This is a genomic window from Mesorhizobium sp. M0898 (assembly GCF_040319695.1).
In the GTDB taxonomy this organism is placed as follows: domain Bacteria; phylum Pseudomonadota; class Alphaproteobacteria; order Rhizobiales; family Rhizobiaceae; genus Mesorhizobium.
In genome coordinates this window covers 156,032-168,740 of record NZ_JAMYOE010000001.1, presented here as the reverse complement: position 1 = coordinate 168,740, position 12,709 = coordinate 156,032, and the positions used below count along the sequence as shown (strand labels likewise).

General features: G+C 61.0%; 14 protein-coding genes. 13 read left to right on the top strand and 1 reads right to left on the bottom strand.

Annotation, left to right across the window (positions count from 1 at the left end; all coding sequences use genetic code 11):
- Nucleotides 1–21 precede the first annotated feature (21 nt).
- The 6 genes from NKH90_RS00890 (at nt 22) to NKH90_RS00865 (ending at nt 5,026) form a co-directional block, all read left to right on the top strand.
- Entirely contained in the window at nt 22–534 is a 513-nt protein-coding gene (locus NKH90_RS00890; protein WP_352471694.1) for a peptidylprolyl isomerase, read from the top strand.
- Nucleotides 531–929: a hypothetical protein gene (locus NKH90_RS00885; protein WP_352682863.1), complete on the top strand. Its 399-nt coding sequence runs from the start codon at nt 531–533 to the stop codon at nt 927–929. The genes NKH90_RS00890 and NKH90_RS00885 overlap by 4 nt, the downstream gene beginning before the upstream one ends.
- A 12-nt stretch (nt 930–941) precedes the next feature.
- Nucleotides 942–2,027 carry a tRNA preQ1(34) S-adenosylmethionine ribosyltransferase-isomerase QueA gene (gene queA / locus NKH90_RS00880; protein WP_352540593.1) on the top strand — a complete coding sequence of 362 codons (1,086 nt, stop codon included), beginning with the start codon at nt 942–944 and terminating at the stop codon, nt 2,025–2,027.
- Entirely contained in the window at nt 2,017–2,286 is a 270-nt protein-coding gene (locus tag NKH90_RS00875; RefSeq protein ID WP_352816625.1) for a hypothetical protein, read from the top strand. Before queA ends, NKH90_RS00875 begins: the two co-directional genes overlap by 11 nt.
- Nucleotides 2,287–2,294: 8 nt before the next feature.
- Entirely contained in the window at nt 2,295–3,425 is a 1,131-nt protein-coding gene (gene tgt, locus NKH90_RS00870) for a tRNA guanosine(34) transglycosylase Tgt (protein ID WP_352502505.1), read from the top strand.
- A 221-nt stretch (nt 3,426–3,646) separates the two neighbouring features.
- Nucleotides 3,647–5,026 (top strand): glycosyltransferase family protein, encoded by a 1,380-nt coding sequence (locus NKH90_RS00865; RefSeq protein ID WP_352682859.1) that lies wholly within the window; start codon nt 3,647–3,649, stop codon nt 5,024–5,026.
- Nucleotides 5,027–5,035: 9 nt separating this feature from the next.
- Here the strand turns inward: NKH90_RS00865 and NKH90_RS00860 are convergent, their stop codons facing one another.
- A complete protein-coding gene (locus NKH90_RS00860) occupies nt 5,036–5,455 on the bottom strand; it encodes a DUF4864 domain-containing protein (protein WP_352455762.1) in 420 nt (139 codons plus the stop codon).
- A 236-nt stretch (nt 5,456–5,691) separates the two neighbouring features.
- On the opposite strand from NKH90_RS00860, the gene NKH90_RS00855 reads away from it, so the two are divergent.
- The 7 genes from NKH90_RS00855 (at nt 5,692) to NKH90_RS00825 (ending at nt 12,612) form a co-directional block, all read left to right on the top strand.
- Nucleotides 5,692–5,928, top strand: a complete 237-nt coding sequence (locus tag NKH90_RS00855) for an Lrp/AsnC ligand binding domain-containing protein (RefSeq protein ID WP_023674883.1) — start codon at nt 5,692–5,694, stop codon at nt 5,926–5,928.
- A gap of 172 nt (nt 5,929–6,100) precedes the next feature.
- The gene (locus NKH90_RS00850; protein WP_352816623.1) at nt 6,101–7,513 is read left to right on the top strand and encodes a circularly permuted type 2 ATP-grasp protein; all 1,413 of its coding nucleotides are present in this window, start codon (nt 6,101–6,103) and stop codon (nt 7,511–7,513) included.
- A 171-nt stretch (nt 7,514–7,684) separates the two neighbouring features.
- Nucleotides 7,685–8,626 carry an alpha-E domain-containing protein gene (locus tag NKH90_RS00845; RefSeq protein WP_023674885.1) on the top strand — a complete coding sequence of 314 codons (942 nt, stop codon included), beginning with the start codon at nt 7,685–7,687 and terminating at the stop codon, nt 8,624–8,626.
- A 61-nt stretch (nt 8,627–8,687) separates the two neighbouring features.
- On the top strand, nt 8,688–9,482 hold the full coding sequence (locus NKH90_RS00840; RefSeq protein WP_352816620.1) for a transglutaminase family protein: 795 nt from the start codon (nt 8,688–8,690) through the stop codon (nt 9,480–9,482).
- Nucleotides 9,483–9,513: 31 nt separating this feature from the next.
- The gene (locus tag NKH90_RS00835) at nt 9,514–10,245 is read left to right on the top strand and encodes a proteasome-type protease (RefSeq protein WP_254817354.1); all 732 of its coding nucleotides are present in this window, start codon (nt 9,514–9,516) and stop codon (nt 10,243–10,245) included.
- A gap of 58 nt (nt 10,246–10,303) precedes the next feature.
- Nucleotides 10,304–11,716 (top strand): pyridoxal phosphate-dependent decarboxylase family protein, encoded by a 1,413-nt coding sequence (locus NKH90_RS00830; protein ID WP_352816617.1) that lies wholly within the window; start codon nt 10,304–10,306, stop codon nt 11,714–11,716.
- A 128-nt stretch (nt 11,717–11,844) separates the two neighbouring features.
- Nucleotides 11,845–12,612 (top strand): DeoR/GlpR family DNA-binding transcription regulator, encoded by a 768-nt coding sequence (locus NKH90_RS00825; RefSeq protein ID WP_023674889.1) that lies wholly within the window; start codon nt 11,845–11,847, stop codon nt 12,610–12,612.
- Nucleotides 12,613–12,709 lie beyond the last annotated feature (97 nt).

The window sequence follows — 12,709 nt, the reverse complement described above, 5'->3', positions numbered from 1 at the left end:
GTTCAAAAGGATATTTCTGACATGGCCGAAATCAAGGACCGCGAGAACGCGCTTATCATGGACACGACCAAGGGCAAGGTCGTCATCGAATTGTTTCCAGATCTGGCGCCCGGCCATGTCGACCGTATCAAGGAGCTGGCGCGCGAAGGCGCCTATGACGGCGTGGTCTTCCACCGCGTCATCGACGGCTTCATGGCGCAGACCGGTGACGTGAAGTTCGGCAATTCCAACAAGCCGTCTTTCGCGCCATCGCGCGCCGGCACTGGCGGTTCCGACAAACCCGATCTGAAGGCCGAGTTCTCCAACGCCAACCACGGCCGCGGCACCTGCTCGATGGCGCGCTCGCAGAACCCGAACTCGGCCAATTCGCAGTTCTTCATCTGCTTCGACGATGCCGCCTTCCTCAACCGCCAGTACACGGTATGGGGCCAGGTCATCGAAGGCATGGACAACGTCGACAAGATCAAGCGCGGCGAACCGGTGCAGGATCCTGACAAGATCGTGTCGCTCAAGGTCGCGGCCGACGTGAAATGACCGGCCGGGCTGTCGCGGCAATCGCATTTGTGCTCGTCGCGGCGGCCACTCCGGCGCTGGCAACGGAATCGATCGTCTGCAGCGCCGACGGCGGCGCGGCATCGATCGACGTTTTGATGGGACACACGGCCGTCATTGCGGTCGCGCGTGTGTGGCTGGATGCCGGCGGCAAGACATGGACCACGGATGGACAGCCAGGCTCAACGAAAGTCATCGTTGGACAGGCATTCGAAGACGACGAGCGCATGCTGATCGACCTCACCGACGAAGGCATCAGCTCGATCGTCGCCAAATTGCGGCTGGTCAAGGCCAGCGAGCAGTCCAGCTTCGCGATGGGCGGCACATTGAGCATAGACGGTGTCGGCGCCTGGGCGGTGACCTGCCCGGAACCTTGAGGCGGGGATCTCTTGCGCGTCGACCTTTTCGACTTCGATCTGCCGGAGGAGCGCATCGCGCTTCGCCCAGCCGAGCCGCGCGACAGTGCCAGGATGCTGGTGGTCAGGCCGGGTGAGGGGCTCGAAGACCGGACGGTGCGCGACCTGCCGGCCCTGCTCAAGGCCGGTGATGTGCTGGTCTTCAACGACACCAAGGTCATTCCGGCACAGCTGAAAGGCATCAGGCGGCGCGGCGAGGCGGCGGCGCAGGTCGAAGCCACGCTGCATATGCGGATGGCGCCCGACCGCTGGCTGGCCTTCATGCGTCCGGGCAAGCGCATCGCCGCCGGCGATCGTATCCATTTCGGTCATGACGCCAATTCCTGCCTTCTCGGCCAGCTCGACGCGACCGTGATCGAGAAGGGAGAAGGCGGCGAGGTGCTGCTCGGCTTCGACCTGTCAGGTCCGTTCCTTGACGAGGCGCTGCATGCAGTCGGCCACATCCCGCTGCCGCCCTACATCGCCTCCAAGCGTGACGACGACGAACGCGACCGCAGCGACTATCAGACCATTTATGCGAGGGAGGAGGGCGCGGTCGCCGCGCCGACGGCAGGGCTGCATTTCACGCCGGAGCTGTTTGCGACGCTCGACGCCAAGGGCATAGAGCGCCGTTTCGTCACGCTGCATGTCGGCGCCGGCACGTTCCTGCCGGTGAAGGCGGACGACACCGCCGACCACAAGATGCACGCCGAAACCGGTTCGGTCAGCCCGGAAACCGCCGAGGCGCTGAATGCGGCGAAAGCAAAAGGAGGGCGCATTATCGCCGTCGGCACGACATCGCTGCGCTTATTGGAGAGCGCGGCTGGCGAGGACGGCAGGCTGGCCGCATGGTCAGGCCCGACAGACATCTTCATCACGCCCGGCTATCGTTTCAAGACCGCTGACTTGCTGATGACCAATTTCCATCTGCCGCGTTCGACGCTGTTCATGCTGGTTTCGGCCTTCTGCGGTTTGCAGACGATGCGGGCGGCCTATGCGCATGCCATCGAGAATCGCTACAGGTTTTATTCCTATGGAGACGCAAGTCTTCTGTTCAGGGAGGATACCGATGGACGATGACCTGGAAACCTTCGACCGGGAAGCCTTGATCGCCGAGGTCAGGAAACTGCGCGCCGGCATCCGCCAACACCGCGACGCCACCGGCCATGATCTGTGCTGGCACCATCCCGACCTCTGGTCACTTTTGCCCGAAAAGACCGACCCGGCGATTGCCGTGCCGCCGTGGCCGAAATTCATGCGCGGCTGCATCCGCTACCTGCAATCACTCGACAAGCAGGCCCCGGACGCGCCGGTATTCGACAAGGAGTTCGATGGCTAGGGAATTCAATGACTGACGCATTCACCTTCAAGGTGCTGGCGACCGACGGCAGGGCGCGGCGTGGTGCAATCACCATGCCGCGCGGGGAAATCCGCACGCCTGCCTTCATGCCGGTCGGTACCGGCGGCACGGTGAAGGCCATGTATATGGATCAGGTGCGCGGCGTCGGCTCGGACATTATCCTCGGCAACACCTACCACCTGATGCTAAGACCCGGCGCCGAGCGCGTGGCGCGGCTCGGCGGCCTGCATGAATTCGCCCGCTGGCCGCATCCAATCCTGACCGACAGCGGCGGCTTCCAGGTGATGTCGCTGTCGAAGCTGCGGAAACTGACCGAGAACGGCGTTACCTTCCGTTCGCATATCGACGGCGGCGCCTACGAGATGTCGCCAGAGCGTTCGATAGAGATCCAGGGGCTGCTCGATTCCGACATCCAGATGCAGCTCGACGAATGCACGGCTCTGCCGGCCAAGCAGAACGAGATCGAGCGTGCCATGGAGTTGTCGTTGCGCTGGGCCGAGCGTTGCAAGACGGCATTCGGCGAGCAGCCCGGCAAGGCGATGTTCGGCATTGTGCAAGGCGGCGACGTGCCGGATCTGCGGCTGCGCTCGGCGCAGGCGCTGAAGGCAATGGAGCTGAAGGGCTACGCGATCGGCGGGCTGGCTGTCGGCGAGCCGCAAGCGGTGATGCTGGAGATGCTCGACATCACTTGCCCGGAGCTGCCGGCTGACCGGCCGCGCTACCTGATGGGCGTCGGCACCCCGGACGACATTTTGAAGTCGGTGGCGCGCGGCATCGACATGTTCGACTGCGTGATGCCGACGCGGGCAGGGCGCCACGGCCTAGCCTACACACGGCGCGGCAAGGTCAATCTGCGCAACGCCCGCCATGCCGACGATCCGCGTCCGCTCGATGAGGCAAGCGACTGCCCGGCCGCACGCGACTATTCGCGGGCCTATTTGCATCATCTGGTGCGCTCGCAAGAGGCGCTTGGGGCGATGCTCCTGACCTGGAACAATCTGTCCTATTACCAGCAGCTGATGCGCGACATTCGTGAAGCGATCGAGGCTGGCAGGTTCGCCGAAGAAGCCGAGATCATCACGCAGCAATGGGCAAACGGTGACCTCGCCGTCCGGTAGGCATGCTCGCCAGGAATCCGGCTCCAGGGAGGAGTTGTCCCTGCCATGAACTGTTTTGAAACGACTGCCCAATAAGCATTGCCGGACGACATCGGGCGAGGATCAAGAACCTGTTCGTTTCGCGGCAAGTTTCAGTTCCTGGCACGACGGTGCGGACGAACGGCATCGCCGAGCCTTCGCCTTCGACCCCCATCGCGGTTCAGCGATGGACGGCTGGGTCGTTGCTTGCGATTCTGGCGATCGCAGTGACCGGCCTGGTCTTGCGCTTGCTTGGCGCGCGCGGCGACCTTTGGCTGGACGAGATCTGGAGCTTTGCGCTGATCGAGCCGCTGACCTCGATCGACCAGATATTCTGGCGCGTCAATCACGACAACAATCATTTCCTCAACTCGGTCTATCTCTATCTCATTGGCCCCGATGCTTCGCCGCTGATCCAGCGAGGTCTGTCGATAGCATTAGGTGTTGCCACGATCGGTGCGGCGGCAGCGAGCGCCGCATCGCGCGGACGACAGGCGATGATTGCCACAAGCCTGTTGTTTGCCGTGAGCTACCCAATGGTCCATTACGGCTCGGAGGCGCGCGGCTATGCCGGCCTTGTGCTGTTCACGCTGCTCTCGGTGGTTTTTCTGGAGCGCCGGCTCGACAATAGACGGTGGTCTGGCGCGGCCTTGGCAGCGGCGATCCTTTTCGGCTTCCTGTGCCATCTCACAATGATCGGAATGGTGGCGGTCCTCGCAATCTGGACCGCCTGGCTCGCCTGGCAGCGTACGGCGAAGGTCGGCCGCGTCGTTGCGGACCTGGCGTCGATCTTCCTGCCGGGCTTGCTTGCCGTGCTGCCGCTGGCTGTCGGCGTGTTTGTCGGCTGCAGGCTGTTCGGCTTCAGTGTCGGTGGTGTTTCGCCATTCTCGATTGCCGCCTTCGCGCAGGGCTATGGCGGGATGATCCGCTCTCTGTTCGGCCTGCCACCCTGGTTTGGCGACGGGCCCTATATCGTTGCCGCCTGCGGTCTTGTCGGCCTCTCCGCCGGTGTCTGGCGCGGTCGTCGAGCCAGCCTTTATGCCATCGGGATTATCGGACTGCCTTTGCTCATGGCGGCGGCGCATCTGCCCAACCTTGAGTTCCCGCGCTATTTCATCATCAGCGGAACATTGCTGCTGCTCTGGGCCGGCGAGATGATTGGCCGCGGCCTGGATGCTCGCGGAACTGCCAGGCTGCTTGCGATGGGAGCGCTGGCGATCGTGGTGAGTGGAAGCATTTCGTCGCTGCTTCAGTTCTATCAATATGGACGCGGCTCCTACGCCGCTATCGTTGATGAAATGACCAGGAACGGCGCAACCACCTATGCCAGCGACGGTAATTTCCGCACCCCCATTGTCGTCAACTATTTTGCGGCGCGAATGGATCGTCGGGCATTGCTGGTCACAGACGACGGGATGTGCACCGAACGGCCCGCCTGGCTGGTCCTCGAAGGGGACGTGGACAAACAAGCCGAACATGTCCAACCTACGGCCGCATGCGCTCTGGCGTATGAACGGGCCGATGCGTCGAGGCATTGGGGGTTTTCAGGCCTGAGCTGGACGCTCTACCGGCGACAGGATTGAAACACCCCTTTAGGTGCTGAGCGACGTGGACGCACGCAGGCTGCAGCCGGTGATCCGAAAGCTGCCGTCAGGCTGTAGTTCGAGCGTGTAGACCGCCTCGTAGTCCTTGCCATCCGGGCCGACGATCAGCACTTGCTGGATGATCGAGGTCGGGCTCGTCTCGCGAACTTTGCCGAAGGAGTAGGTCTGCGGTTGGCGCACCGGCGGATAGCCTTTTGTCACCATGTTCATGAAGGTATCGACGGTCGGAAAGATGCGTTTCACATTCGGTGCAGCAAAGCTGTAGGCCGTCATTCCGTCATTGGCGATGAACGCCCTCAACTGCCCATCGATGACTGTCTGCGCCGCTTTGACTTCGGCGTCGCCAGCAAAGGCCTGGGATGCGAAAATGAATGGAACGACTGCGAATGCGAAAAACGCGCGGCGCATGGCCTGTCTCCGTTGTCCCTGAGAAATCGCTGCCTGAAGGTACATGATACCATACGCTTTGCAGTGCTTCAGGGTTTCAGCCGAGCGCAAACATTCGGCGTGGCAGTCCGTGTCCGAGCCGAGAAAGCATTGTCGAGGCGAGAACAGCCTGAGCGATTGCCGATGCTTGAAAGCCGGGCGGCAGTCTGCCACAAGGGCCGCTCGATTAGAGCGTGCGATGTGAGCAGGACCAGGCAATGAAGGCATTTTTCGTGCAGATAAAATGCGATCTGGGCAAGGCCTACGACGTTGCCAGCGCCCTGGCCGATGCCGAGATCGCTTCGGAAATCTACTCGACAGCCGGAAACTACGACCTGCTCGCCAAATTCTATGTCGACGACGAGGAAGACATCGGCCACTTCGTCAACGAGAAAGTGCAGATTCTTCCCGGCATCAAGGACACGTTCACGGTCGTCACCTTTCGCGCGTTTTGATCCGCATCCGGCATGTGCCCGGACACCAGGCAAAGCCTGATCAAGGCCCTATTGGTGCTGCCTTAATTTTAGGCAAGTGCGATATACTGATCGCCGGCGCCCAACAAATCACCGATTGCGCTTGATTTTCTCCAGCCAGGCCAGTGAAATGGCGCCACAGGGGAGTATGCGATTGGCAGCGTTCGATGAAATGCTTCCGGAAGTTTCCGGGCTGAGAAAACCGTATTCGGCTTACGATCGCTGGCTGAAGGAACAGGACCCGGCCAGACTTACCGAGAAGATGCAGGACGCCGAACGCGTCTTTCGCAAGACAGGCATCACTTTCGCCGTCTACGGCGAGCAGGAAGCATCGGAGCGGCTGATACCCTTCGATATCGTTCCGCGCATCATTTCGGGCAACGAATGGCGACGGCTGACGCAAGGCATCGAGCAGCGCGTCCAGGCGCTGAACGCCTTTCTCGACGACATCTACCATCGCCAGGAGATCTTACGCGCCGGCCGGGTGCCGAAGGAGTTGATCGCCAAGAACGAGGCGTTCCTGCCCGAGATGATCGGGGTGCGGCCGCCGGCCGGCGTCTATACCCACATCATCGGCGTCGACATCGTACGCATCAGCGAGAACGAGTTCTACGTGCTGGAGGACAACGCGCGCACGCCGTCCGGCGTCTCCTACATGCTGGAGAACCGCGAGACGATGATGCAGCTCTTTCCCGAGCTGTTCCAGCAGATCAAGGTGCGGCCGGTTGAGAATTACCCGCAGCTCTTGCGCCAGTCGCTGGCGGCAGTGCGGCCGCAAAGCACCAAGGGCGCGCCGACCATTGCCGTGCTGACGCCGGGCAGCTTCAACTCGGCCTATTTCGAACATGCTTTCCTTGCCGACCAGATGGGCGTGCAGCTTGTCGAGGGGCAGGATCTGCGCGTCGTCGATGGCCATGTCGCGATGCGCACCACCGAGGGCTACAAGCAGATCGACGTGCTTTACCGTCGTGTCGACGACTCGTTCCTCGATCCGCTGACCTTCCGCCCCGACTCGGCACTTGGCGTGCCGGGCATTATGGACGTCTACCGCGCCGGCAACATCACGATCGCCAATGCGCCGGGAACCGGCATCGCCGACGACAAGGCGATCTATTCCTACATGCCCGAGATCGTCGAATTCTACACCGGCCGCAAGGCGATCCTCGGCAACATCCCGACCTGGCGCTGCTCGGAGCCGGACAGCCTGAAATACGTGCTCGAGCATATCGATGAATTGGTGATCAAGGAAGTCCACGGCTCCGGCGGTTACGGCATGCTGGTCGGCCCGGCGGCGACCAAGAAGGAACGCGAAGAGTTTTCCAAAAAGGTCGCGGCAAAACCGTCGAACTACATCGCCCAGCCGACGCTTGCGCTGTCGACCTGTCCGATCCTGACGGACAAGGGGCTGGCGCCGCGCCATGTCGATCTGCGCCCCTATGTGCTGGTTTCCGACCGTATCCAGATCGTGCCCGGCGGGCTGACCCGAGTAGCGCTCAAGGAAGGCTCGCTGGTCGTCAATTCCTCGCAAGGCGGGGGCACGAAGGATACGTGGGTGTTGGATGATTAGAGTGGAAGTAGTGAATAGTGAATAGTGAATAGTGAATAGTGAATAGGTAAGGATATGGGTCGTTGATGTTGGTGAAATGCCCGAAAGTGAAGCGCGCGGAATCGTGCCCTGGAATCCGGATAGTCACCATTCACCATTCACTATTCACTATTCACCACAGGACCGCCTGACATGCTTCTCGGCCGCACCGCCAACGGGCTTTACTGGATGAACCGCTACATCGAGCGGGCGGAAAACATGGCGCGGCTGGTGGATGCCGGCTTGCGCATGGCGCTGACTCGTACTCAGAACGCTTCGGAGGAGTGGAATTCGGTGCTGCTCAGCGCCGGTTCGGACGCCAGCTTCACGCAGAAATATTCCGACTACACCGCCGCCAATGTCGCCGACTATCTGCTGCGCGACACGTCGAACCCGTCGAGCACGATGTCGTCTATCGAAACGGCCCGTAACAATGCCCGCATGGTGCGTACCGCACTGACGCGTGAAACCTGGGAAAGCATCAACGAAGCCTGGATGTCGCTGAAGCGGATGCTGGCCAAGCCGATCGACGAGCGCGACCTGCCCAACGCGCTCGACGCAATTAAGCGCGAGACGGCGCTGATCCGCGGCTCGTTCTACGGCACGATGCTGCGCAACGAGATTTTCGATTTCTCGCAGCTCGGCACTTATGTCGAACGCGCCGACAACACCGCGCGTATCCTGGATGTGAAATACTACGTGCTGTTGCCGTCGATCTCCTGGGTCGGCTCGACGCTCGACAACTACCAATGGGAATCGATCCTGCGCTCGGTGTCGGCGCACCGTTCCTATCGCTGGGTCTATGATGCCGACTACAAGCCGAGCAACATCGCCGATTATCTGATCCTCAACGTCCGCATGCCGCGCTCGCTGACCTTTTGCTACCGCTTCCTGACGGAGCATCTCAAATTCCTGGGTGACGACTATGGGGAGCGCCACGCCTGCCATGCGACGGCTGCCAAGACCCAGGCCATGCTGACGGCCGGGTCAATCAAGGATATTTTCGACGCCGGCCTGCACGAATTCCTGGCCAATTTCATCCGCGACAACACCAGGCTCGGCGACGAGATCGCGCAGGATTACAGGTTCTATTGAGCCTGACCCCAAAAAGCGGAGACCGGTTTTCGGAAAAGCTCATGCTCCAGGGACGAGTGCGATGCGGCTGAAGATCACCCACCTGACGGAATACCGCTACGATGCGCCGGTGCATTATCTGTTGCAGCGTTTGCGGCTGCTCCCGGTGAACGGGCGCACCCAGACGGTGCTGTCCTGGGCGCTGAGGATCGAAGGCGCACGCGAGGAAGTGCGCTTCACCGACCATTTCGGCAATGATACCCGGCTGTTGAGCGTCGAGGGCGAGCGCGACTTCATCACCGTCGAAGCAGCCGGCGAAGTGGTGACGCGCGACACCGCTGGCGTCTGCGGACCGCACCAGGGTTTCGCGCCGCTCTGGCTGTTCGGCCAGGAAACGCCGCTGACGACGATCGGAAGCGGCATTCGCGAGCTTGCTGCCTCGATCGGCAAGGGTACCGACATCGAAAGGCTGCACCGGTTGATGGCGGTGATCGGCGAGCGCGTCGCTTATACGCCGGACACCACCAACGTGACGACGCCGGCCGAAGAGGCCCTGGCGCTCAAGACCGGCGTTTGCCAGGACCACAGCCACATCTTCGTTGCCGCGGCGCGTGCCATGGATTTTCCGGCCCGCTATATCAGCGGCTACCTGATGATGGATGCGGCCATCGAGCAGGCGGCAAGCCACGCCTGGGCCGAGGCGCATGTCTCGGGCCTCGGCTGGGTCGCCTTCGATGTCGCCAACGGCATTTCTCCGGACGAGCGTTATGTGAAGGTGGCGACCGGCCGCGATTATCGCGACGCCACGCCGGTATCTGGAATTCGGCTGGGACAGGCGGAAGAACAGCTTGCGGTCACCGTCACCGTGGAGCAGTAATCCCCGGCAAGATTGTTGCCAAAGTGATTCGATGACCTATTGCGTCGGCCTGAAGATCGATCGCGGGCTCGTGTTCATGTCGGACACGCGCACCAACGCCGGCATGGATTCGATCTCGACCTTCAGGAAGATGCATGTCTGGGAAGAGCCGGGCGAGCGCGTCATCGTTTTGATGTCGGCCGGCAATCTGGCGACGACGCAGGCCGTGGTCAGCCTGCTCGACGAACGCACCAAGGCAGTGGCGGAGCGCCGTGCCACACTGCTCGAAACGCCCTCCATGTACCAGACAGTCCGGTTGGTCGGAGACACCGTCAAGGAGGTCATCGCCAGTTCGTCGCCGGCGGGCGAAAAGGCGGATTCCTACTTCAACGCCTCCTTCATCCTCGGCGGTCAGATCAAGGGCAGCGCGCCGCGCCTGTTCATGATCTATCCGGAAGGCAATTTCATCGAATCCACCGACGACACGCCGTTCTTCCAGATCGGTGAGACCAAATACGGCAAGCCGATCATTATCCGTGCGTATGAAAGGACCATGAGTTTCGCCGAGACGGTGAAGTTGCTGCTGGTGTCGTTCGACTCGACGCTGAAGTCGAACCTGTCGGTCGGCCTGCCGCTCGACCTGCTGTTCTATGAAAAGGACACTTTCAAGGTCGGCCTCAAAAAGCGAATAACCCAGGACGATCAATATTATCGTACGATCTCGGATAGCTGGTCGAACGCGCTGAAGACCGCCTTTGCCAGTCTGCCTGATTTTCCCGAATGAAAACCTTCGTTTTTCGTGCTCTTTGATCGCGGCTCGATGAGGCGCTACGGAGGCGAAGATGAATAGCAACGAATTCCGCGAATGGTCGCTGCGAGCGGCTGAATGGGGCGCCGACTACAGAAACAGCCTTCGCGAAAAACCGGTGCGGCCGCTTGTCGAGCCGGGCGAAATCTTCAAAAGCATCGATGCCGCGCCGCCGGAAGACGGCGAAACGATGCAGGCAATCTTCGCCGATTTCGAACAAAAGATCTTGCCGGGCATGACGCACTGGCAGCATCCGCGTTTCTTCGCCTATTTCCCGGCTAACGCGGCACCGGTCTCCGTCGTGGCCGAGTATCTGGTTTCCGCGATGGCCGCGCAATGCATGCTCTGGCAGACCTCGCCGGCGGCAACCGAGCTCGAGACGCGTGTCGTCGACTGGATGCGGCAGGCGCTTGGTTTGCCGGAGGGATTTTCCGGCGTCATGCAGGATTCGGCTTCATCGGCGACGCTTGCCGCCGTGCTGACAATGCGCGAGCGCGCGCTCGACTGGCAAGGCAACAAGAACGGCTTGCAAGGGCAGCCGGTCGTGCGGATCTATTCTTCCGACCAGGTCCATACTTCTATCGACCGGGCGATCTGGGTGTCGGGCATCGGCGAGGCGAACCTCGTGCGCATTCCGGTCGCCGGACGCTTCCGCGCCATGCAGACGGCGGCTCTGGAAGCCGCGATCGTTACCGACCGCGAAAACGGCATGCTGCCGGCGGGCATCATCGCCAGCGTCGGCGGCACAAGTACCGGCGGCACCGACAATGTGGCGGCTGTTGCCGAGGTGGCGAAGCGGCACGGGCTCTACCTGCATGTCGATGCCGCATGGGCCGGCTCCGCCATGATCTGCCACGAGTTCCGGCATTTCTGGACCGGCGCCGAAAATGCCGATTCCATCGTCTTCAACCCGCATAAATGGTTGGGGGCACAGTTCGATTGCTCGATGCAGTTCATCCGCCAGCCGGAAGAGCTGGTCCGCACGCTGGCGATCAAGCCCGAATTCCTGAAAACGCATGGCCGCGACGGGGTCATCAACTACTCCGAATGGTCGGTGCCGCTCGGACGGAGGTTCCGCGCTCTGAAACTTTGGTTCCTGCTGCGTGCGTATGGCTTGGAAAATCTGCGGAACATGATCCGCAACCATGTTGCCTGGAGCGAGAGCCTCGCCGCGCGGCTGGCTCGGGAACCGGATTTCGAGATCGTCACGGAACCCATGCTGTCGCTATTCTCATTCCGCCATCTCGCGGTTGCGGCCATCGACTCTGACGAGCACAATTTGCGGTTGGTCAGCGCGATCAACGATGACGGCCGCATTTACCTGACGCAGACCCGGGTGGACGGGCAGGTGGCGATCCGCTTTCAGGTCGGGCAGTTCGAAACGACTGCGGCGGACGTCGATACTGCTTTCTCGGTCATCACTGAGATCGCGCGGGGGCTGAGTTGATAGCCTCGTCGAGATTGCACCGGAGCTTTTCTCGCTGCAGTCGCCCGATTTTCATTAGTCGGCCCATACCTGTTCATGGCTTTCGTTTTCAGCTATAAACGAGAAAAACGAAAATGAGAGGTTGCTAGATGTATCTGTCGCCGCGTCATTCCGAAATCATCCAGATGGCCAAGGACCATGGCCGCGTACTGGTCGAGGAGCTGGCGACGCATTTCAACGTGACGCCGCAGACGATCCGCAAGGATCTCAACGATCTCTGCGACCAGCGGCTCTTGTCCCGCATCCATGGCGGGGCATTGTTCCCCTCCGGCATCGAGAACATGGAATATGAGGCTCGGCGCAAGATCGCCGCCGAGGAGAAGGAGGCGATCGGCCGCGCAGCAGCCCGGCTGATCCCCGACAACGCGTCTCTGTTCATCAATATTGGGACAACGACGGAAGCTGTCAGCAAGTCGCTGCTCGATCACAGCGGCCTGATGGTCATCACCAATAACATCAATGTTGCCAACAGGATGCGTATATATCCTTCGATCGAGGTGGTGATCGCCGGCGGTGTCGTGCGCGGTTCCGACGGCGGTGTGGTCGGCGAGGCCGCGGTCGATTTCATCAGGCAGTTCAAGGTCGATTTTGCGGTGATCGGCGCCTCGGCCATCGACCATGACGGCGCACTGCTCGACTTCGATTTTCGCGAGGTGAAGGTGGCTCAGGCGATCATCGCCAACGCCCGACATGTGATCCTGGTGTCGGACCAGACCAAATTCGAGCGCACCGCGCCCGTCCGCATCGGCCATCTGTCGCAGGTCAACACCTTTATCACCGATCGTTGCGACATCCCGTCGGTGCGTAAGATCTGCCAGGAGGCAGAAGTTCAGCTGATCGAAACGTCGCTCTCCTAGAGATGCCGTAGCGGCATCTTCCGCCCATCATATTTCGTTTGACATTCGTTATCATTTCGAAATAATTCCGCTACGGTTTCGCAAGAACCCAAAAATG

What these genes read in the sequence shown, in the direction of transcription:
- tgt (WP_352502505.1), top strand. Translation starts at nt 2,295, where the DNA reads ATGACTGACGCATTCACCTTCAAGGTGCTGGCGACCGACGGCAGGGCG.
- NKH90_RS00890 (WP_352471694.1), top strand. Translation starts at nt 22, where the DNA reads ATGGCCGAAATCAAGGACCGCGAGAACGCGCTTATCATGGACACGACC.
- NKH90_RS00845 (WP_023674885.1), top strand. Translation starts at nt 7,685, where the DNA reads ATGCTTCTCGGCCGCACCGCCAACGGGCTTTACTGGATGAACCGCTAC.
- NKH90_RS00825 (WP_023674889.1), top strand. Translation starts at nt 11,845, where the DNA reads ATGTATCTGTCGCCGCGTCATTCCGAAATCATCCAGATGGCCAAGGAC.
- NKH90_RS00860 (WP_352455762.1), bottom strand. Translation starts at nt 5,455, where the DNA reads ATGCGCCGCGCGTTTTTCGCATTCGCAGTCGTTCCATTCATTTTCGCA.
- NKH90_RS00835 (WP_254817354.1), top strand. Translation starts at nt 9,514, where the DNA reads ATGACCTATTGCGTCGGCCTGAAGATCGATCGCGGGCTCGTGTTCATG.
- NKH90_RS00875 (WP_352816625.1), top strand. Translation starts at nt 2,017, where the DNA reads ATGGACGATGACCTGGAAACCTTCGACCGGGAAGCCTTGATCGCCGAG.
- NKH90_RS00855 (WP_023674883.1), top strand. Translation starts at nt 5,692, where the DNA reads ATGAAGGCATTTTTCGTGCAGATAAAATGCGATCTGGGCAAGGCCTAC.
- NKH90_RS00830 (WP_352816617.1), top strand. Translation starts at nt 10,304, where the DNA reads ATGAATAGCAACGAATTCCGCGAATGGTCGCTGCGAGCGGCTGAATGG.
- NKH90_RS00840 (WP_352816620.1), top strand. Translation starts at nt 8,688, where the DNA reads ATGCGGCTGAAGATCACCCACCTGACGGAATACCGCTACGATGCGCCG.
- NKH90_RS00885 (WP_352682863.1), top strand. Translation starts at nt 531, where the DNA reads ATGACCGGCCGGGCTGTCGCGGCAATCGCATTTGTGCTCGTCGCGGCG.